Below are 20161 nucleotides of genomic sequence, written 5' to 3' on the forward strand. Positions count from 1 at the left end.
TTTGTACATTGACTTAGGGTGAATAAGCCTAATGGACTGTTAATGCTAAGTTGAGTAAACAATGACGCCAATAGACAAGTTTAGATTGGCATATGCAATTATTTAGTTTTTAATTGCGCAGCCCTTATACGGGCCTAATATAATAATCGATTTTCGATAATAGGAAGTACCTGCATGAAAAAATTACTTGTATCACTGAGCTTGTTAGCGATGAGCTTTTCTGGTTTTGCTAAAGATATCACCGAGGGTGACTTACAAAGCTACATGAAAGCTCTACCTGCTGTTACAAGCTGGGCGAGCTCGCAAGATGCGTTAAAAAACGTTGACTTAGGTAGCATGCTAGGCGCAACCGCAGATCAAACTACAGCAGAACAAGGTGCGCTTGCAAATACAGCCCTTAACATGATCAAAGAGCAATCATTGTATAAAAGTTTTGCGAGTGTCACTACTCGCTACGGGTTTACGCCTGAGCAGTTAATTACTGTTGGTTCAGAAGTGTCTATGGCGTACATAGAAAATCTTAAATCGGGTTTGTCTGATGAAAATAAAGCAACAGCAAATTCACTAATGGGTGGCTTTCAAAGCATGAAAAGCGCTAAAGATAAAGGCGCTACATCGTTAATGGGGTCGTTAGGTAATGCGTCAAGCGCTGCTGATACAAACGAACCTCTTGTTAGCGAGAGCAACTTGGCATTAGTAAGTGAATACATGCCACAGCTTAAAAAGTTGTTTGCACTTTTATAAGTTAACCAGAGTTCTCGTTAAGTTAATAAACACTTTAAGGTGGCATTTGCCACCTTTTTTAATGCCTAAAATAAGTGCATAAAGCTTATTTAGTTCTACAATTTAGGTATGTTTTATTTGGGTTTGACTTTATGAAAACGTGGTACGTAGTGGTAAGTATATTGTTATTTTGCAGTGCCTACTTTTCGGTGTTTGCGCTTGCTAAATCAAGCAAAACATTTAGCGCAGGCGTTATAGCTCAAGAGCAGCACTTCCCTATAAAAGAATTAAAGCTGGGAAACTATGCGCGTTGCACAGTTATTTCAGCTCAAAAAGAAGATGCTTTTTATTCTGCTTGTTATTTAAAGCGTGAACAAAAATCAAATTGGATTGCAGAGTCAGCGGGCGCGCGCTGTGAAATAAAATGCGAATCTTATGCCGATAGTAATGGAAATATTAGCGAGCATTACTTTACTACCTTAAAGTAACAATACTTTCCCACGATTTTTTTATTGGTGTGGCAAGTTCTTTTATTTGCTTACTGATGTTTGTATCGCATGCATCTTGTTGTTGCGGTTTATGTGGGCCAGAAAGCATTAACAAGTGTTTTTTACCTTTTATATTTTTATCAAGAACAAACAAGGATGGGTTTGCGTTTAGCACATGAGTTTTTAGCGACTTTTTAGAGGTGTAAGCTGCATATTGGCAAAAATATAGCGTTGCTTTGTTCGCTTTTTCGGTTTCCCATAAGCCCATTAGCTGCCAATCCAAAGAGGCATAGCGCCTCGCATCAACCATAAAACTTCCATAAAGAGCTGGGGTTGAATAAACCGCATTAATAGTTGTTTGCGCCTTTTTAGCATTTGAATAGGGGCCAGCTACTAAATAGTAGTTATCTCGATTTTGATGTTTGTATAACCTCAATGGGTATTTATTCCAATCTACTTTATTAGCAACAATAAGTGCTGATTCAAACTGCTTAAACACGCCTAATTGAACAAAATACGCAGTGTTATTTGCGTTTATTACTGGCGCTTTAGGTGTGCTGGCAAGCATCGAAGAGCTTTGAGTGTGCAGTACAATGTCTTGTAATATTATGGTGTCACCGGTTTTAGAGGTAATGATATGCTCTGGTAAGTTTTTAACACTCAGTTGAGAGGTGTTAGTGTTTGTGTTTTGAACAGAAAGAGTGTATTCACCCTGCGTTATATTGGCAAAATAATAGTAACCATCGTATTCGGTCACTGTGCTGTATGTTTTATCTGAATCTTTGTCGTGTAAGTTCACAGTAATACCTGCAGCAGGTTTGCTCATTCCATTAACTGAAATATAAACGGTCCCTTCCACCTCATTAAATATCACCATAGGTATGCTAACTTTAGTTTGCCCTCCCCTGTGGGCGTTTGTTTTAATTTTTCTGCGTGTTGGCTGTAAATAAGGGTTAGGCAAAGAGCGTAAATCTACATCTAAAATTTGTCCGCCATGGCTACTGGGTAACAAAATTTTTCCATCGCTATTTGTATATTTATCTCGCCATTGGTAGTTACCCGTAAACTTTACATCTTGGAGTGGCTCATCGCCGTCATCAAATAGTTGATTTTCGTTCCAATCAATAAACGAAGAGGCTTCTATTTGCCCGGCACTCAGCGCCCTGGGAGTATCAAATACAAAACCTGTTTTTAGGTGATCAAAGCTAAATGTACCATTTAAACCAAACGATAAAAGCCAATCGCCATGACTGTCATATTGCCCCGAAAGTTGCACGTTAAACGCGTCGTGTCGATAAGTATATTGATGACTCAGTTTGGTACTTGCTGCCAAGCTTGGGTTATATGAAATTTGTGTTTGGTTAAAAGTGTCTTGAGTTTGAGGCCAACGTAAATTACTGCTTAAGCTAACAATATCGCTCCCATTTGAGGGCATCCAGTCTAGTGTGTTTGTTAACTTCCAGGAGTCAATATCGATTGATGCGTAAAGCTGATTGGTTAGTTCGTTATTCTCATCGTTATAAAAAAGTCGGCTTGCCCAAGTGCCGCCTACAAAATTATTATTAATACCAAACGAGTACGTATTTTTAGCAGCAGTGTTTTGGCGCTTTTCGTTTTGCCACCTCATAGTCCAATTTAACGAATCAAACATACTCGTTTTACCATTTAAGCTCAGAAGTAGCTTATTTTTAAGAATAGTACTTTGTGGTAAATATAACGCGCTCGAAAAATTATTTAATAGGCTGTACTCAATATTTACGTTTATGTCGTTGTATAAATCGTTTGAAAGTAGGCCCCTAAAGCCTGCAAAAAGAGCATGCCCCGCCTCAAGTTGATTAGTTGCTAATAAGCGATAGCTACCATGTTCAGACAGTATATTAAGCCCAGAAGAGATATAACCATTGCTATTTTTATCACCATTTAAGTGGGTTAGTTGTGCGTCAAACGTGACGTTATCGTTAACCCCATAGGAAACAATACTCTTAAAAGAGTTGCTAAAGGGGGAGTTGTTAGATGCCGCTTGACCAAATACGCTTTTATCTGAATTTATTAACTCAACCTGATAACTGATTTTTCCTGGCGATAGGGCGTCTAAGCCTATGGTATATTTTTGGGTCCGTGTTATTTGCTCCCCTTGCGGACCGAAAAGTTTAATTTCAAAAATGTTGTTTCCGTAAAACGTTTCAATATCGGTAAAGGTCACCAAATTATTATCGTTTGCTTGTGTGGTTGCTATAAATTGACCGTTTCGGTACAGCTCGGCTTGCCAGCCTGGTAAGGCCGGTTCTTCAATGGTAATAGCTGAAAAGTTTTGTGTAGAGTGTGGATTGGCATTAGAAATATAAAACCCCATACCCTGGCTTGCACCTGCAATAAGTGGATCTGATTGCGATTGAATGTCACCTATTTGATAGTGTATACGCTCAAGAGAGTGATCTTGCGAAGTTAGGTTAAAGTCTTTACTCACTTTAAAAAAGGTATTGGCAGTGTTCTCGTTTTTATTAAATCGGATCTCCGCTTTATGATGAAATAAATCAAAGTAACTATTAAGCCTTATTAAGCCCTTGTAGCGGTTTTGTTTGTTGCGATAGCTAGCAGAAAGCGCGTATTCAGATACAGGGTAAGTGAGTGTTTGATACTCATCGTCAATAACGTGTTCGTACGCGGGTTTTAAAACTTGTTTTTTGCTTGAGTAAGGTGTCGCTTTATTGCTTTGTTCGCTGACTAATGAACTTACAAAAGACACCTGCATGAGTGAGTAATCAAAAACAGCCTCGGTTTTTAAAAGTGTATTAATAACCGACAACTCAACATAATGATCGTAATCATCACGCGCCCACAATGTATCGTTTAATTGCGAGGTATTTGCTTCTTTAATTGGGATATTTAAAGTGTGCTTTGAATCGTCAAGGGTGGCTATTAATTCGCTTTGGGTAATTTTAAAACTAATTCCCATTGTCGATTTTAATGCACTAACAGGCAGCAAAAGTTTATTTGTTTGCGTGTAGTAGGCCTCTAAGTCAGATACAACAGAACGACCATTAACTCTTACATTGACGATCACAAATGCCTCTTCATCAATAGGCCATTGATAAAGAGGCAATAGTTGTGTTGCATGTGTAGTTGTAGGCACTATAAAAAATAAAATAATCAGTAAGCTAATTAAAGCGCTACAACAATATGCGCGTGGTTTAAACACGTTTTATTGAATATTTACAGGGATAGCCAGCTCAATATTTCCGCCATATAAAGCGTTTTCTTTATATTTTAAAGTGAGCGGCCCTGATATAGGTTCTTGAAGTGTTATATACACTTTACGACGCGACAAAGGGGTATAAACAGCGACGTTTGTTAATTCACCAACAGGTAAGTTGTCGCTATTAACGAGTTCAAAATTACCATACACAGAACGATTACCGGTTAATGTTTGCCAAAATGTAAGGGTTGGATGCCCATTTTGAGTTATTAGCTGCGGGTTTATTAACTTCGAATCGGCTTCTAATTGCCCATGGCGAACAATAACAGGCACGCTGTAAGCAACTTTAGGGCGTATGCTGATACCTGTTGAATTAGGGTTTTGAGATTCAGAAGCGATAATTCTTAAAACAGCTCGGTACTCTCCCGCAGGGAGTTGTGCTTTTTTTCGCACAGTCATTCTTATTGCTTGCATGCCTTTAGGAGCAATTTTTCCGCGTCTGGGCGAAAACCTCAACATGTCTTTAGCTGAGCGACCTTCAACTTGTTTGGGCGAAACATCTATTAACGCGCCTTCTTCAGTCATGTCTTTGTGGGTGATCTCTAGTTTAAAGTCGAGATTTTTGTCAGACGTATTTCTGATCATTAAAGAATTGTTTTTTGTACGTCCATCAAAGTATAAACGGTATTCAGACAAAGCAAGGTTGGCACTACAAATTTGGGGAAGTAGTAATGTTAAGCACAGAGCGGCCCAACAAAAAAATTTAAAAGTCATGGGAGTCAACTAATTCATAAAACATATAACATGTGGGGTAATACCCCCACATTATGCGTGTAGTTAGTTATTATTTACTAACTACATAGTGCTTATTACTGAAAAGATACATCTACAGTGTAATCTACTGTGTAGCTTGCACCAGCTGTAAGTGCTGTATCTACGTTCATAGCGCCGTATACGTTAATACCAATATCTGTTGCACTGGCATCAGTCGTAAATGCTGATGCTACGCCGTCAGCAGTTGTTACAGTTGTTGTACTATCGGTTGCAGTTGTTACTGGAGCAAATGTTAGATTGCTGCTAGAGCTACCTGAAACAGTGATGTTCATCGCAGAATTTGGCGCTAATCCTGAAACAGTTAATGCACCTAGTTGAATGTTTGCATCTGATGCATCACAGTCACCCGTAATTGCGCCAGCATTATCCATTGTACACGTAGAGCCTGTTGCTAAACGAATTTTACCAAAGTGTAATGCGCTATTTTCTGCAAACGTTGGCTCGCTCCAACCATTTACACTTGCTTGAAATGTTTGGTTAGATGCTAATAAAGAAGTAGATGAAATAGCTAATAAGGCTGAAGCTGCAAGGATTTTTTTATTCATAATTTTACCATTTTAAATGTTTATTATTTTATTTACCTCCGTGTGCGGTCTTATTTATAAGTATTTTATTCCATTGCGGCAATTTAAACATAGTATGTACCTGTTTGAAATAAATAATTAACATATTGCGCTTTTGGAAACAATAAATGATTAAAAAGTATTGGTTTTTGAGGGTTTTAATTTCTATTCGGTATAAAAATTAAGCGGTTGCATGTGGTTTGTTGAGTTTAGGATGAAGAGTGCAAACTATTTTGTTAACTTTTTAATTTAGTAATCGCAATAGTGGAGTGGCCTAAGCATTATTTTTTAGGCCATTAAACTATTACATTATTCTATCAACTAGCGCTACGACATTTTACGAAGTGTACTTAAAGGCACTATGCGTAAAACCCAATGTAAAAACGCCCACGGCCAGGTTGGCACAAAGCTGTTGGCTTTTTCTTTGTTAATGGCTTTTACCAGTGCTTTGCAGCCGGTTTCGGTATCAACAATAAACGGCACTGTTTTTACTTTTTCGTTTATTTCGCTTCTTATAAAGCCTGGGTGTACACAGCTTACTTTTATAGGTGTGTGCATTACATCTATGCGTATGCCCTCGCTTAATGAGGTAATGGCCGCTTTAGTGGCTGCGTAAACGGTCATGGCGCGCCTAAAACCCCGTACCGCACTAATAGACGAAATAGTCACTAAATGGCCATAGTTTTGCGCTCTAAAAATTTCCATTGCGGCCTCAGCCTGGGCAAGGGCGGCTACAAAGTTGGTTTGTGCGGTTTGTTTATTAGCATTAAAATAACCCGTACCAATAGAGGCACCTTTACCCATACCTGCATTTATAATTACTCTATCAAGGCCGTTAAGCTCTTCTTTAAAGGCGTTAAATACGCTAAACACTTGGTCGTGATCGTTAACATCAAGCACTTTTATACTAATGGTTATATTAGGGTTTACCTGTTCAAGCTCGCTTTTTAGTTGCTCTAGCAGCTCAAAGCGCCGAGCACATAAAGCAAGGTTACAGCCTTGTTTTGCAAACTCTTTTGCCATACCTTTGCCTAAGCCTGAACTTGCACCTGTTATGAGTATATTTTTGCGCATAATTAAATCCTTAGGTATATGTAATTAATTTTTGTTGTGGGTGGCACTCTAAAAAGTGATGCTCGTTTAAGCTGCTAATGCCTAATTGACGGTTTGCCCCTTTGCCGCGCGCGACTACTTTGGTTACGCCTGCGTTTACTAAGCTCCAATTTATATCAATAAAGTGCTCGAGTTTTAGCCCCATTAAATGGCTGGTAATAATGCTAATAGGCCCGCCAGAGGTATAAATAAGTACTTTTTTACCGTGGTTTTCATTGGCTATTTGCTCAAGTGCACCCAGTACACGCGCAGTAAATGCATTAAAGCTTTCGTTGTATAATGTGCTATCGGGGTTGAGTACCCACTGCTCAATGGCGCTAATAAATACCGTTTTAAAATATTCCATTGGGTCGGCTTGCTTACTAAGTGCAGCTCGTACTTGGCTTGGGGTGGCAAGCTCTGGGTTATAAACCGCTAAAATGTGTTCGTGATCGTACTCGTTTAAACGCGGATCGTTTATTACCACTGGCGTATTATTAATACTGGCTAAACTTAGCTCTGCGGTTTGATTATGGCGTAGCATACTCCCTGCAAATACCACATCGGGCGTTAGCTGCTTTTGTGCTAAATACTCACCCAATAATGTGGCTTGCTGCTGTCCTTTTTCTGAGAGCATATCGTAATTATCAGCCGAAAAACTGGCCTGCCCATGGCGCACTAAATATAAAATACACATTAGGCTTTTCCTTGATTTTTAATGGCTTTATTACAGCGCCACAAAAGGTAATGTACAAACACCCAAAAGTTTTTAAAGGCGGGGTTTTTAGTTTGCCCATGGTGATAGCGGTAATAAATTTGCTGCACAATGCCTGCAAGCCTAAATAGCCCGTACACTTCGTAAAAGGTAAAGTCATCTACCGTTATATCCATTTTTTTACAGTAATAGGCCACTACTTCTTTACGCGTTAGCATGCCCTCTAAATGGGTAGGTTGGCGGCGCGTGGCTTGGGCTAAAAAGTCATCGCCGGGTTCTACCCAGTAAGCCAATGTGTTGCCTAAATCCATTAATGGGTCGCCAAGGGTGGCAAGCTCCCAGTCTAAAATACCCAATACTTTGGTGTAGTCGGTGGCATCAAGTACAACGTTATCAAACCTAAAGTCGTTATGCGTTATACAAATGCGCTCGTGGCTTGGCATATTGTTTTCAAGCCATTTAATTACTTTTTTACCGCTTGGTACGTTCCATGTTTTAGCTTTAGTAAAACGCTCGCTCCAGCCGCTAATTTGGCGCTGCGTGTACCCTTCGCCTTTACCTAAATGGCTTAAATTGGCTTGTTTGTAATCTACTTTGTGTAGCTCTACCAGGCAGTCGAGTACGTTTTCGCACAGCTGTTTGGTGCGCTCGGGCGTTACCGTTAATCCGCGCGGCAAGTTTTTACGCGGAATAATACCCGTAAGCTTTTCCATAACGTAAAAGTCGGTGCCAAGTATGCTTTCATCATCGCAAAACGCTTGCATAGTAGGTACGTAACTGTAAACCGGTTTTAGCGCCTGCTGTAATTTAAACTCGCGGCCCATATCGTGAGCGCCTTTGGCTTTTGTACCTTTGGGGGCACGGCGCAAAATAAGCGATTGCTCTGGGTAGTCTAGGCAGTAGGTCCAGTTTGACGCGCCCCCTGCGTATTGTGTAACGTTTGGCTCGCCAGTAAACTGTGCAATGTGTTGTTTAAGCCAGGCATTTACTTTTTGGGTGTCGAGCTCTTCGCCTTGGCGCACGCTTTTGGCTTGATCTAATAATTGTGTGTTCATTGTTAGCCTTTATTATTTTGATTTTAAACGTTGCATAGAGCGTGTTTTTTTCAGCATGTTTTTAATGTACCACTCAACGGGGAGTAGTTTTTTCATTAAAAAGGCCTGTTTACCTAATTTATGGGTCAAAATTAAAAATGGGCGTTTAAGTGACTGCTTATAAATAATATCTGCAACTTGCTCGGCGTTAATGGGAGAGCGCTCAAAGGCGCGGTTTAGCATAGTTTTCATAGCCGGTTCGCTGGTGCGCATAGATTCATCAAGGTTAGTTTTAAAAAAGCTGGGGCACACTACGCTTACATCTATATTGTCGTAGGCAAGTTCAAGTTTTAGGGTTTCGCTAAAGCCAATAACTGCCGCTTTTACTGCGTTATAACTGCTCATAAACGGAATAGGTGTAAGCCCTGCTTGTGACGCTACATTAATAAAGTAGCCACTGCCTTGTTGCTTAAATAGCGGGTAAAACGTTTGGCACACCCGCACCATAGAGAGCAAATTAATATCCATAATCCACTGCCATTGCTCAAGCGATTCGCCCTCAAGCGAGCCGCCGGTTGCAACGCCTGCATTATTTATAACAATATCCACGCCTTGCCACTTGGTTTGAATAAAATTGTAAAGCCCCTTTACATCGGCTTGTTTTGTTACATCGCAGGCGTAAAAAAAGGCATCGGCTTTTAATGCTTGTAGCTCGTTAATAGTTACGGCTGCGCGTTCGGCGTTTATATCGGCAATACAAATTTGTAAGTTTGCGCCCAAATTACTCGCGTAACTAAGTGCTAATGCTTTGCCAAGTCCTGTGGCTCCACCTGTTATTATTAATTTTGTTTTCATGGTGTTGCCTTAGCGGTATTTGTTAAGTTCGAGGCGCGAAACCATGCCCATGTGTACTTCGTCTGGGCCATCAGCAAGGCGTAAAATTCGCCCCATTGCATTAAACGAGGCAATAGGAAAGTCGCTCGACACCCCCGCGCCACCAAATACCTGTATGGCCATATCAGAGACCATTTGCAGCATATTTGGCACCACAACTTTTATGCTCGATATTTCGGTCATGGCGTGTTTAACGCCTTGGGTGTCTATTTTCCATGCGGCGTGCAGTGTTAATAAACGGGCTTGATCTATTGCCATACGCGCCTGCGCAACGCGTTCTAAATTGCCGCCCAGTTTAAGTAACGGTTTACCAAAGGCGCTGCGCGAAAGCCCACGTTTAATCATTAGCTCTAAACAGCGCTCTGCAGCGCCAATTGCGCGCATACAGTGATGAATTCGCCCAGGCCCTAAACGCCCTTGTGCAATAGCAAAGCCTTTGCCTAACCCTAAAATAAGGTTTTGTTTTGGTACACGCACGTTATTAAATTCCATTTCGCCATGGCCGTAGGGGGCATCAAAATCGCCACAGGCACTTAGCATGCGTTTAATATTTACGCCGGGTGTATTTAGCGGCACAAGTACCATGGAGTGCTGGCTATGTTTATTGTTTTCGGGGTTAGAAAGCCCCATAAAAATAGCTACCTGCGCATTGGGGTGGCCAAGGCCGGTGGTCCACCATTTTTTGCCATTTAAAATGAGTTCGTCGCTATCAACATCTATAGTTGCTTGCATGTTTGTGGCATCTGACGAGGCTACATCGGGCTCGGTCATGGCAAATACTGAGCGAATATCGCCATTTAATAAAGGCGTTAACCATTGCTGTTTTTGCTCATCATTTGCAAAGTGATACAGCACTTCCATATTGCCGGTGTCTGGGGCGTTACAGTTAAATATTTCTGAGGCAAATAAACATTTACCCATTTGCTCTGCAATAGGGGCGTACTCTAGGCAGGTTAAGCCCTGTGCTAGCGCTGCATCGGGTAAAAATAAGTTCCACAGGCCAGCGGCTTTCGCTTTCGCTTTTAATGGCTCAATGTGCTCACTTAGCTGCCAAGTAGTCCAGTCGTTTGAATTATTTTTTGCGTGATTATGCGCAACGACCGCTTGCTCTATAGGCAATACGTGTTCATCCATAAAGGCGGTAACACGCTTTAGGTAGTTTTGGCTTTTTTGGCTTGGCTCAAAGTTCATTAGGGTTGCCTGTTTATTTTTTAGTTAACCCAGCATAAAACATTCGCCCCAATGAATTAAATGAAATATATTACCAATTAAGTGTGAATAGTATTCATAGTATAAGCAGGTAATAATGATTGAAGCTAAAAATATTCAGCAGTTAGACTTAAATTTACTTAAAATTTTTGAATGCCTCTACAGAGAAAAAAACATGAGCGAAACCGCAAAGGTGCTGTATATAACGCCTTCAGCGGTAAGCCATGCTATAAAACGCCTGCGCAGTGTATTGAACGATCCGTTATTTGAGCGCCAAGGGCAACTCATGCTGCCCACTCCTGCGTGTCAGCGCATGGCACCAGCGCTAATAGATTTACTCGAAAAGTTACGCCAGGTGCTGCAAGCCTGTGGCGATTTTGACCTAGCCACCACCGCGCAAACCTTTAAAATAGCCCTGCACGATGCCATTGAGCCCATAGTGCTGCCAAAGTTGCAGTTAATAATTGCAAAACACGCCCCTAACGCAAGCCTTGCAAGCGTTAAGCTAAACCGTGACGACATGCACAAGCAATTGGCCAATCATCAAATTGATATGGCGATAGATGTAGCGCGGCCAATAAAAGCGCCTATTAGCCATGCTGTGCTTTCAAGCGATCACTTTTGTGTATTACTAAAAAAAAATCACCCGCTAAAAAATAAGTTAAATATAGAAAATTACTTAAGCGCTAAGCATGTAGCGGTTTCAAACAGAGCCACCGGCACCGTAATTGAAGACATAGCCTTATTGCAGCTAAGCTTTAATCGCGAGGTAGCCATGCGTTGCCAAACGTATTTTGCGGCGAAAGAGGTAATTAAAAACTCGCCATTTTTACTCACCCTGCCCTCAATGGTTGCAAGCCAATTGCTAGACGACACGCTAACAGCACGGCCCGTACCGACCACTATGCCTGCTATTTATCAGCATTTATATTGGCACCAAAATACCGATAAAGACGACGCTCTAATGTGGCTACGTAGCCAAGTAGAAAATATATTTAAGCGTTAATTTATACAAAAAAGTGCCAAACTTAGCAGGCTAAGTTTGGCGCTTTGTAAGCATTATTTAAGGGGTTATAACGTAATTAGTGCGCGTTTGTTTTTAATTTTTAGCGCAGCAATTAATAACAGTGGGCCTATAAACATGGCTAGGCCATATACGCCGCCTGTTACTGCGTATTCGGGCTTATTTAAAAAGCTTATAGCAATTAAAATAGCCAGCGATGCGTTTTGAATCCCTACCTCAATACCCAGTGTAAGCGAATCGGTAAGGTTAAGGTTTGAAAGTTTTGCTATGAGCAAACCAATAATCATTGAGCCAATATTAAGCGCTATACACGCCCAAAATACATCGTTAAACGAGCTTACCAGTAATGCGCGCTCTTTTATTACGAGTGCGGCTATCATGGCGAGCATAAAAAATAACGAAAAACGCCTAAAAAACGGCTCGCTTTTAATCGCAAATTCGCTTTTAAAATGGCGCAGGCTTATGCCTATTGCTACCGGTACTAAGGTAATTAAAAATAGCCCAAGTGATGTGGTTAATATAGAAAAACTGGCATCAGTTTGCGGGGCAAATTGGTGCATGGCAAAACCAATAATAAACGGTGTGGTAATAATGCTAATAGCGGTTGAGGCCGCGGTTAAGCTTACCGACAGCGCTAAATTAGCCTTTGCCAGTTGGCTCACCACATTTGACATAGTACCGCCTGGGCACGCGGCTAAAATCATTAACCCTATTGCAATTGGTGTGGGTAAATTAAGTAAATAGCATAAGCCTAAAGCCAGTAGCGGCATGGCAATAATTTGACCCACCAAGCCCATAGCAATTGCTACGGGCTTTTTAAAAAGCCGAGTAAAGTCGCCAAGTGTAAGCCCAAGCCCCATGCCAAACATAATAAGGGCAAGCGCGAGGGGGAGTATGATTTCTGTTAAAAATGATGCGTTCAAATTAGGCGGCCTCTGTTGTTTTTAATGCCAATACTTCGTAGTTAAATGAGTACGGGGTTAGCAGCGTTTTTATGTGTTGTTGCAGCGCGTTTAACTCATCTTCTTTAACTGAAATTGTGGCTTTTATGCCTAACTTTTTATCAGCAAATACATTTATTTGCACGGTTTTGTTGTTTAAATGCTCGTTAAGTGCCTCTGTAATGGTTTGTTTTATTTCGAGGCAAACCAGTTCGGGTTTATAAATTTTACCTACGGCAGTAAGCGGTATTTCATCAATTATATAAATAGCTTTAGGAATTGAAGCTCGTTCAGGTACGTGGGTACTAACATACGTGGTGAGCTCATCAAGGTTAAGCGCGCCATTGCGCGTTTACATTCCACGTAAGAGCTGTAAATGCTGAGTAGCTTTTTTGGTCTTGATCAAACAGGGCATTTACGCCCAGTGATGTGCCAGGCAACTGAGGAATAAGTAACGATGCGCCAAATAAAATATCGTTTGGATGCTCAAGCTCGCTGTTCATATAAAAAATACCCGCAACGTATTCAAGCGTGCGCCCTGTTGGCGAACTGACCCTAAACTCTTGCGTAAATTGGTTATAGTTTTCTAAGTAATCTTGTTTTATAAGGGGGACTTCTGAAAAGTCGGCGTCAAAGGTTGAGTCCCAATCGTACTCACTATACGTAGTTACAGAGGTAAATTCGTATTCGCCATGGTTATAGGTTAGTTGCAGTGAAGCGTTATCAAGCGTGGTTTTACTTTGCTCATTTAGCCCACCGGGGTGGCCATTGCCCGATACCGAACTTGTATAATCAAGGCCTGAGTTATCACTTAATAAAAGTGAGCGGTAGCCAACATTGCCTGGGTTAGTAGGGTCATTCGCTATTTGTAAATCGCGGTTGGGTGTATCAATAATATATTGATAGCGCGAGCCATGCGATTCAAACTCACCGTGTTCCCATTTAAATAATGCGCTTATATCATCGTTTATTTGCCAATCTATTGATAAACGTGCGCCTGATGACTCGTTAGATTGCTCATCGCTTTGGCGCGCTTGGTTATATAAAAAGCCATCAACAGAGTGGTCAAACGCGGCAATACGTATGGCTAAATCATCGCTAATAGGAATATTTATAACGCCTGTAAAGCGCTTTTCGTTATCTGATCCAAACTCTGCTGACACATTGCCCTCAAACACATCGGTTGGCGAATTTGAGATCATACTAAATGCACCTGCCGTGGCGTTTTTACCAAACATAACCGACTGCGGGCCTTTAACAAGCTCAAGGCGCTGCATATCTAAAAATGGAAATTTAGCCTGATGTCCGCGCCCTAAGTACACGCCATCTTTAACCATAGCAACCGATTGCTCAAAGCCTGAGTTAGTACCCGAGCCTATGCCGCGTACAAAAATACGTTTGCTGCTTGAGTTTTCGGTAATGTGTACGTTGGGTAGGCTTTCACTTAGGTTGAGTAAATCGTCAACGCTGTTTTGCTCGAGGTAGTCACCCGAAAGCGCTTGGATAGAAGTAGGAATATCTTGCAGTGATTGTACCCGCTTTTGCGAGGTCACGGTGATGGTTTCAAGCTCGCTTTTATTTACCTTATTCTCGGCAGCTTGTGCCATGCCCACACTGAGTGCGCTTAGGGTAAATAAAGTAAGTGCTTTTTGCTTTAAAAAAGCATGATTTAAACGTGTGTGTGACTGTGTGTTCAGTTGTCATAGCTGCAACTCCATTATAGAGGTTATTTTTATTGGATATTTTTGCGTCTATTTCATACTGACGAGTCTTAAAATAAATAACAGTGATGTTTATTTATTCAGCACTATTAATAATATTTATAGTTGAGCTGAAAAAGTTTAGTTTTTAATGGGGTTAGTGCGGAGTTAGAGCGGATTAAAAAATACCTGTGGATTAGCAATTTTATTTAGCTCGTTGGTTCTGTAAAGCCCCTTTACAAGCATATAACCATGTGTTTTATAACTGTTCATTGTGGCTCTTTGTTTAATATTGCACTAACGCGCTCAGCAAGTTCTGGCAACACATCTTGTGCAAACCACGGATTCTTTTTAAGCCAGATATTATTGCGTGGACTTGGGTGCGGTAACACTAAATATTGTGGCCAATACTCACGCCACGATTTTACTAACTCGGTTAAAGGCCTATTTTTAGTATGCGGTAAATGATACGCCTGCGCGTATTTACCAAGCACTATTGTCAGTTCTAAATTTGGCAGAGCGGCCAGTAATTGCGCTCTCCATGCGGGCGCGCATTCTTTACGTGGGGGTAAATCGCCCGACTTTCCTTTACCTGGGTAGCAAAAGCCCATAGGTAATATAGCTACATTATCAGCGTTATAAAACTCAGCAGGTGTTAGCCCAAGCCATTCGCGTAGGCGGTTTCCGCTGGCATCGTTAAAGGGCTTGCCAGTTTCATGTACTTTTATGCCAGGTGCTTGGCCGGCAATTAAAATACGCGCATTAGCATTCAATTGTATAACGGGGCGAGCACCTAACGGTAAATGAGGTTCACAGATCACGCATTTACTAACTTGCTCAATTAAATTAATGGGAACCATATAAATTTGGCCTTAAATGCTTGAATTTTGTTCTAAATGGCCATTTTGACCCAATGAGTTGGTAAAAAATCGGTTTATTTTAATTAAAACGGACCGTAGTTGGTAAAATCGTGATCTCTGTTTAAAACAGCGCTGTAGCCCTTGTAATACTTAGTGTTTTTCAGACCAAACTGCAAATTCGTTACCACTGGGCTCTGTAAAATGAAACCGGCAACCACCCGGGAACTCAAAAATAGGTTTTACTATTTCACCGCCAAACTGCACGACTTTTTTATAAGTTGCGTGAATATCGTTACTGTAAAAAACCAGCAAAGCAGCCCCATTTTGAGTAAGCGATTTAAGCGGCGCATTAAAAAAGCCGCCATCAAGCCCTTGGCCGCTAAACGCCGTGTACTCTGGGCCGTAGTCGGTAAACTGCCAATTAAACACGTTAGTAAAAAAGCTTTTTGTGGCTGTTAAATCGCACGCTGGAAACTCAACATAATTTAGTTTTTCGTGGCTGCTCATTATAATTTGAACTTTTTTTATTGTTTGATTTTACACCTTAGTCTTTAGTAAATCGTTGTGCAACGGTTACTTCAAAACATAGATCAGTATTTTACTAAGTAATATACGTTATTTACTAGTGAATTCATTTAATTGCACGCTAGGTTGAGTTTGAAATTACAACTCAATAATCTAAATGATAACTACTATCTTTTGCATCTTTCAAATGTATAATAGCGTCCTAAATTTATTCTTCATGCTTAAAGAGAAACAATGCTATGCGTGCAGCGTCTTTCAACGCATTACTAACCAAGCTGAGCTCATTTAGTCTTTTAAATAAACGGCTAAGCCGTTATCAGCTATTAGTATTTTTACGTTTTTTTATCGCTATTGTTGGTGGGTATGTGTTTACCTCTACCCTAATTGCATTACTTAGCGTTGTATTGCCTATGGCTAAACAAGACGCCGTATTACTTTGCGTTTCGCTTAGCATTTTAATTTACGCGGTTGTGTTTATATGTGCCTTTTGGGTTAAATCGTTAACAACAGTATGGATCAGTATTTTACTAAGTAGTGGAGTGTTTTTAGCCATACTTGCATCACTAAAGGATTGGGTATGAAAGATAGCTTTTTTAGATCGATGACCTGGCTACATACGTGGGTTGGTTTACTTACGTGCTGGATTATTTACACAATATTTTTCGCAGGCACAGCGAGCTTTTTTAGAGACGAAATAAACCTGTGGAATCAGCCCGCAATTCATAATGTGCAAGCTCAAACCGACAGAGTGGCAGCGCAAAGGCTGCAAATTATTAAGGGCTTTGATTACTTAAATCAGCACGCTGCAAATTCCCCTAGTTGGCGTATTACCTTGCCCGAAGAGCGTATACCGTATTTGGTATATGGCTATGCAAAACCTAAAGAGCCAGAGCAGCGCCGCAGCCAATTTGTTAATACCCAATTAAACCCAAACACCATGCAAGCGCTGCCTCCTTTTGTAGAAACCAAAGGCGGTAACTTTTTTTATCGGCTGCATTACCAGCTTTATTATTTAGATGCCATAACAGGGCGTTGGGTGGTATGTTTTGCCAGTTTTTTTATGTTGCTTGCGATTATATCGGGTGTAGTTATTCATAAACGTATTTTTAAAGATATGTTTAGTTTTAGGCGTAACAAAGGAGTGCGTAGCTGGTTAGATGCGCATAATTTAAGTTCGGTGCTTGCTTTGCCGTTTCATTTAATGATTACCTACACAGGCATTATTACGCTTATATTTATGCTGTTCCCCTACCCTGCGTTAACTACCTACGACAATGGCATACGCGGCTTTTTTAACGATGTATCACCTAGTAATAACGTGACCAATAAAGCGCTAGGTAGCGCAGCAATGTTGCCTATTAATACCATTTTGGATCAGGTTTATACTAAGTGGCCAGATGCAGATATACGCAGCGTTAGAGTAAGCGAGCCTAATATGGCCGCCTCAACGGTTACTGTATTGGTAGACCCTGGTAAGGCGCTGCGCGATCAAACGCCGAGGCTTTTATTTAGTGGCGCTACAGGTGAGTTAGTTGCACAAAGTGATGATGAACTCACTAACAGTAAGGCGCTTTACGAGTCACTTAACGCTATGCACACAGGGCGTTTTGCCACACCGTTATTACGCTGGTTGTATGTATTAGGCGGTATTGCAGGCTGTGTGATGATAGCTACTGGCTGCATAATGTGGGCTAAACGCATACGCGAGCGTAGTAAAGGTAAGGCATCGTTTGGCTTACAATTAGTAGAAGGTTTAAACCTTGCCACTATTATGGGCTTACCGCTTGCAACTTGCTCATTCTTTATTGCCAATAGGTTACTTAGCCCTACCCTTTCTGGGCGCGACGATAAAGAAGTAACAGCGTTCTTTTTAGCTTGGTTAGTTGCGGGGGTTATTGCCCTAATTAAACGCGATAAACTGCAATGGCGGATAATGGCTGCTATTAATGCGCTTGCATGTTTAAGTGTACCTTTAGTTAATGCGCTTACAACTAATGGCAATATTGTTAGTTATTTAATGCATAAACAGTGGGCGTTATTTATATTTGATGCGCTATTTTTGCTCTTTAGTATATTGTTTTTAGTACAAACCGAAAAATTACGTACTGCGGAAAATGCCCAAAGGAAAACTAAATCTAAGCCAGTGGTGAAGCCTGTAAGGTCAAAATTATGATTGATCTACTTAGTTTTAGCCTATGTTTGTTTAGTTTTAATTGCTTTGCGTTGGCTAAATTCAACCACTTTAAAGATGTTTTTAAAAAACGCCCTACTGAATTACAGCACAAGCAGTTATTAGCTTTAGCTTGGATCAGTATTTTACTAAGTTTAGCGATTTGTGTAGAAACACAAAGTGGCTATGGCGCACTGCTTTTTTGTGGGTTTATGAGTTTAAGTGTTTTAATTATAACGATTTTTTATAATTTACTAACTAGGCTTGTAAAAGTATTTAGTGTTTTAAATGCGGTATTAATTACAGTGAGTGGGCTATTTTTAGCGTTAAATTAGCTTTAGTTAGTAAAACCGTGATCTGTAACTATAAATTTTAGGCAAAAAAATGGCAAGCCATTAGGCTTGCCAAAAATAGGGGGGATATTCAGTATGTCCAACACTCGCTGTCTCACTGCAAGTACAAACAGTATAGCCAATTAATATTTAAGTTAATTTACAATGACATGATACTTTTATGACAGCTGTAAAGGGGCTTTACACACCTTTTTGTTCTACCCAAATTATTTGCTCTGTAGCAAAACCAAGTTTTTTAGCTTTAGCTATAAAATGTTGTTTAAGCTCGTCGCTAACTTTAGGCGTGCGCGATAAAAACCATAAAAAGTCGCGGTTATAGCTCGTTATAAACGCGTATTGGTAATCGGCTTGGTCGAGCTCAAAAATTACGTAAGCACCATAAAATGGGCCAAAAAACGACACTTTAAAATGTCCCGTGTCACTGCCTTCTACAAATTTAGCTAAACCTTCCGCTTCATCCCACTTTTGCTCTTTAGTAATATACCCTTTGTTAAGCACCTTTACTGTGCCGTCGTCGTTTACTGTATAAGTAGCCGTTACTTGTTCCATGCCCTCTTCAAACGAATGATTAAGGCGAGCAATTTCGTACCACTTACCTTTGTATTGCTCAAGGTCAAAGTTTTTAACAGGGGTAATACCTTCAGGTGCACCTGTGCAGGCAGTGAGTAAAAATAACCCTGTAATAAGTAAAATAGTTGTAATGGCCTTCATGAAAGCTCCTTTTTAAATACGATGCTGTTTGTACGGCTATAAGCCAATAAAGTTTGCTAGCCGATTAAAATAAATTGCTATAGGATCAGCTAAATACTAGAGCAATTAAAAGATTAAAGCATGAAAATATGGGTAGATGCCGACGCGTGCCCCGTGGTTATAAAAGAAATTCTTTTTAGAGCAGCAGAGCGCACACAAACACCAACCATCTTAGTGGCTAACCATGCAATGCGCATTCCGCCTTCAAAGTTTATTAGCCGCGTTCAGGTTTCGAGCGGGTTTGATGTGGCCGATGACGAAATAGTAAAACGTGTAGAAAAAGGTGATTTAGTTATCACGGGCGACATCCCCCTTGCCAGCGAAGTTATAGACAACGGTGGCCAAGCACTTAACCCGCGCGGCGAGCTTTACACGCCAGAAAACATTCGCTCGTTACTAAACGTGCGCGACTTTATGGATACTATGCGTTCAAGCGGCGTTGAAATGAGTGGCGGGCCACCACCACTTAGCCAAACTGACCGCCAAAACTTTGCTAATAATCTTGACCGCATTTTAGCGCAAAACAAGGCCAAGTAAGTGACAGAGCAAGCTGTTGGCTTAGGCGAGCATGATTTTAATGTAGCTGTGTATGTCGCAAAAGCACCGCCTATGCCCTACTTTGAAACTCTGCAAAGTGTTGAGCCTGTAATTAACGAGCAAATAAATAACATAAACCAGCACTGTGGAAATGGTTGGCGCAAGGTGTTTAACGTATACGCTAAAGTGTTGTTTGCTCTACCGAGCGAGCATTTCAGCTTTGCTAAACAAGCCGATAGCTGGCAAGCGTATCGCGATAAATTTTTACTGCAAAATAACAGTAAAACAGCTCTTTTATTTAGTGCGCCTATTATTAACGGCACTAACAAAAACCAGCTACATATAATTGCTGGGCGTACACACGCTAAAAACTTACTTCAACAAGGCAAGCTTAATGCGCAATTTAATTGGCTCGACGATGAGTTTGCAATTGATACAACCAGCCACATTATTGTGTGCCCATATTTTGATTACAGGCAGTTAAGTAATATTAAAATAGCTCGATTAAGCGAGCTTGTAGCTAAGCTTAAAACAGCTAATTGAAAATGTAAGG

General features: G+C 40.7%; 22 protein-coding genes. 8 read left to right on the forward strand and 14 right to left on the reverse strand.

Annotation, left to right across the window (positions count from 1 at the left end; translation table 11 throughout):
• Positions 1-174 precede the first annotated feature (174 nt).
• Both ATS76_RS18545 and ATS76_RS18550 read left to right on the forward strand, forming a co-directional pair.
• Positions 175-744, forward strand: coding sequence for a hypothetical protein (locus ATS76_RS18545; RefSeq protein WP_058405389.1), 570 nt, complete (start codon positions 175-177; stop codon positions 742-744).
• 131 nt (positions 745-875) lie between these two features.
• A complete protein-coding gene (locus ATS76_RS18550; protein WP_058405440.1) occupies positions 876-1211 on the forward strand; it encodes a hypothetical protein in 336 nt (111 codons plus the stop codon).
• Here ATS76_RS18550 and ATS76_RS18555 read toward each other — a convergent pair.
• The 8 genes from ATS76_RS18555 to ATS76_RS18590 all read right to left on the reverse strand — a co-directional run bounded on the left by ATS76_RS18555 (position 1198) and on the right by ATS76_RS18590 (position 10730).
• Positions 1198-4344: an SPOR domain-containing protein gene (locus tag ATS76_RS18555; RefSeq protein ID WP_235590953.1), complete on the reverse strand. Its 3147-nt coding sequence runs from the start codon at positions 4342-4344 to the stop codon at positions 1198-1200. The two genes, ATS76_RS18550 and ATS76_RS18555, sit on opposite strands and share 14 nt — an antisense overlap.
• A gap of 69 nt (positions 4345-4413) precedes the next feature.
• The gene (locus tag ATS76_RS18560) at positions 4414-5181 is read right to left on the reverse strand and encodes a fimbrial biogenesis chaperone (RefSeq protein WP_058553275.1); all 768 of its coding nucleotides are present in this window, start codon (positions 5179-5181) and stop codon (positions 4414-4416) included.
• Positions 5182-5276: 95 nt separating this feature from the next.
• Positions 5277-5786 (reverse strand): hypothetical protein, encoded by a 510-nt coding sequence (locus tag ATS76_RS18565; protein WP_058405391.1) that lies wholly within the window; start codon positions 5784-5786, stop codon positions 5277-5279.
• A gap of 345 nt (positions 5787-6131) precedes the next feature.
• Positions 6132-6878 (reverse strand): SDR family oxidoreductase, encoded by a 747-nt coding sequence (locus tag ATS76_RS18570; RefSeq protein ID WP_201023519.1) that lies wholly within the window; start codon positions 6876-6878, stop codon positions 6132-6134.
• Positions 6879-6888: 10 nt separating this feature from the next.
• Positions 6889-7593: a histidine phosphatase family protein gene (locus tag ATS76_RS18575; RefSeq protein WP_058553277.1), complete on the reverse strand. Its 705-nt coding sequence runs from the start codon at positions 7591-7593 to the stop codon at positions 6889-6891.
• Positions 7593-8666 carry a phosphotransferase family protein gene (locus ATS76_RS18580; RefSeq protein WP_058553278.1) on the reverse strand — a complete coding sequence of 358 codons (1074 nt, stop codon included), beginning with the start codon at positions 8664-8666 and terminating at the stop codon, positions 7593-7595. The genes ATS76_RS18575 and ATS76_RS18580 overlap by 1 nt, the downstream gene beginning before the upstream one ends.
• A 12-nt stretch (positions 8667-8678) precedes the next feature.
• Positions 8679-9500, reverse strand: a complete 822-nt coding sequence (locus ATS76_RS18585) for an SDR family oxidoreductase (RefSeq protein ID WP_058553279.1) — start codon at positions 9498-9500, stop codon at positions 8679-8681.
• A gap of 9 nt (positions 9501-9509) precedes the next feature.
• Positions 9510-10730 (reverse strand): acyl-CoA dehydrogenase family protein, encoded by a 1221-nt coding sequence (locus tag ATS76_RS18590; RefSeq protein ID WP_058553280.1) that lies wholly within the window; start codon positions 10728-10730, stop codon positions 9510-9512.
• Positions 10731-10845: 115 nt separating this feature from the next.
• On the opposite strand from ATS76_RS18590, the gene ATS76_RS18595 reads away from it, so the two are divergent.
• The gene (locus ATS76_RS18595; RefSeq protein ID WP_058553281.1) at positions 10846-11754 is read left to right on the forward strand and encodes a LysR family transcriptional regulator; all 909 of its coding nucleotides are present in this window, start codon (positions 10846-10848) and stop codon (positions 11752-11754) included.
• 65 nt (positions 11755-11819) lie between these two features.
• Here the strand turns inward: ATS76_RS18595 and ATS76_RS18600 are convergent, their stop codons facing one another.
• The 5 genes from ATS76_RS18600 to ATS76_RS18615 form a co-directional block, all read right to left on the reverse strand.
• A complete protein-coding gene (locus ATS76_RS18600) occupies positions 11820-12695 on the reverse strand; it encodes a bile acid:sodium symporter family protein (RefSeq protein WP_058553282.1) in 876 nt (291 codons plus the stop codon).
• Position 12696: 1 nt separating this feature from the next.
• Complete coding sequence (locus ATS76_RS19465) at positions 12697-12858, reverse strand: hypothetical protein (protein WP_235590954.1); 162 nt, start codon at positions 12856-12858, stop codon at positions 12697-12699.
• 187 nt (positions 12859-13045) lie between these two features.
• The gene (locus ATS76_RS18605; RefSeq protein WP_235590955.1) at positions 13046-14320 is read right to left on the reverse strand and encodes a TonB-dependent receptor; all 1275 of its coding nucleotides are present in this window, start codon (positions 14318-14320) and stop codon (positions 13046-13048) included.
• A gap of 362 nt (positions 14321-14682) precedes the next feature.
• On the reverse strand, positions 14683-15273 hold the full coding sequence (locus ATS76_RS18610) for a uracil-DNA glycosylase family protein (RefSeq protein ID WP_058553283.1): 591 nt from the start codon (positions 15271-15273) through the stop codon (positions 14683-14685).
• Positions 15274-15423: 150 nt separating this feature from the next.
• Positions 15424-15780: a VOC family protein gene (locus tag ATS76_RS18615; protein WP_058553284.1), complete on the reverse strand. Its 357-nt coding sequence runs from the start codon at positions 15778-15780 to the stop codon at positions 15424-15426.
• A 257-nt stretch (positions 15781-16037) separates the two neighbouring features.
• On the opposite strand from ATS76_RS18615, the gene ATS76_RS18620 reads away from it, so the two are divergent.
• Genes ATS76_RS18620 through ATS76_RS18630 form a run of 3 tightly spaced genes read left to right on the forward strand, consistent with a single transcriptional unit; the run spans position 16038 to position 18303 of the window.
• Positions 16038-16379 (forward strand): hypothetical protein, encoded by a 342-nt coding sequence (locus ATS76_RS18620; protein WP_058553285.1) that lies wholly within the window; start codon positions 16038-16040, stop codon positions 16377-16379.
• Positions 16376-17971, forward strand: a complete 1596-nt coding sequence (locus tag ATS76_RS18625; protein WP_058553286.1) for a PepSY-associated TM helix domain-containing protein — start codon at positions 16376-16378, stop codon at positions 17969-17971. The genes ATS76_RS18620 and ATS76_RS18625 overlap by 4 nt, the downstream gene beginning before the upstream one ends.
• Positions 17968-18303 carry a DUF3325 domain-containing protein gene (locus ATS76_RS18630; protein WP_058553287.1) on the forward strand — a complete coding sequence of 112 codons (336 nt, stop codon included), beginning with the start codon at positions 17968-17970 and terminating at the stop codon, positions 18301-18303. The genes ATS76_RS18625 and ATS76_RS18630 overlap by 4 nt, the downstream gene beginning before the upstream one ends.
• Before the next feature lie 198 nt (positions 18304-18501).
• On the opposite strand, the gene ATS76_RS18635 is transcribed toward ATS76_RS18630, so the two are convergent.
• Positions 18502-19032, reverse strand: a complete 531-nt coding sequence (locus ATS76_RS18635) for a lipocalin family protein (protein ID WP_058553288.1) — start codon at positions 19030-19032, stop codon at positions 18502-18504.
• 120 nt (positions 19033-19152) lie between these two features.
• On the opposite strand from ATS76_RS18635, the gene ATS76_RS18640 reads away from it, so the two are divergent.
• Positions 19153-19608, forward strand: coding sequence for a YaiI/YqxD family protein (locus ATS76_RS18640; RefSeq protein WP_058405404.1), 456 nt, complete (start codon positions 19153-19155; stop codon positions 19606-19608).
• Complete coding sequence (locus ATS76_RS18645) at positions 19609-20151, forward strand: DUF6942 family protein (protein ID WP_058553289.1); 543 nt, start codon at positions 19609-19611, stop codon at positions 20149-20151.
• Positions 20152-20161: the final 10 nt, after the last annotated feature.

It is taken from the genome of Pseudoalteromonas sp. 10-33 (assembly GCF_001469195.1).
Taxonomy (GTDB): Bacteria; Pseudomonadota; Gammaproteobacteria; order Enterobacterales; family Alteromonadaceae; genus Pseudoalteromonas.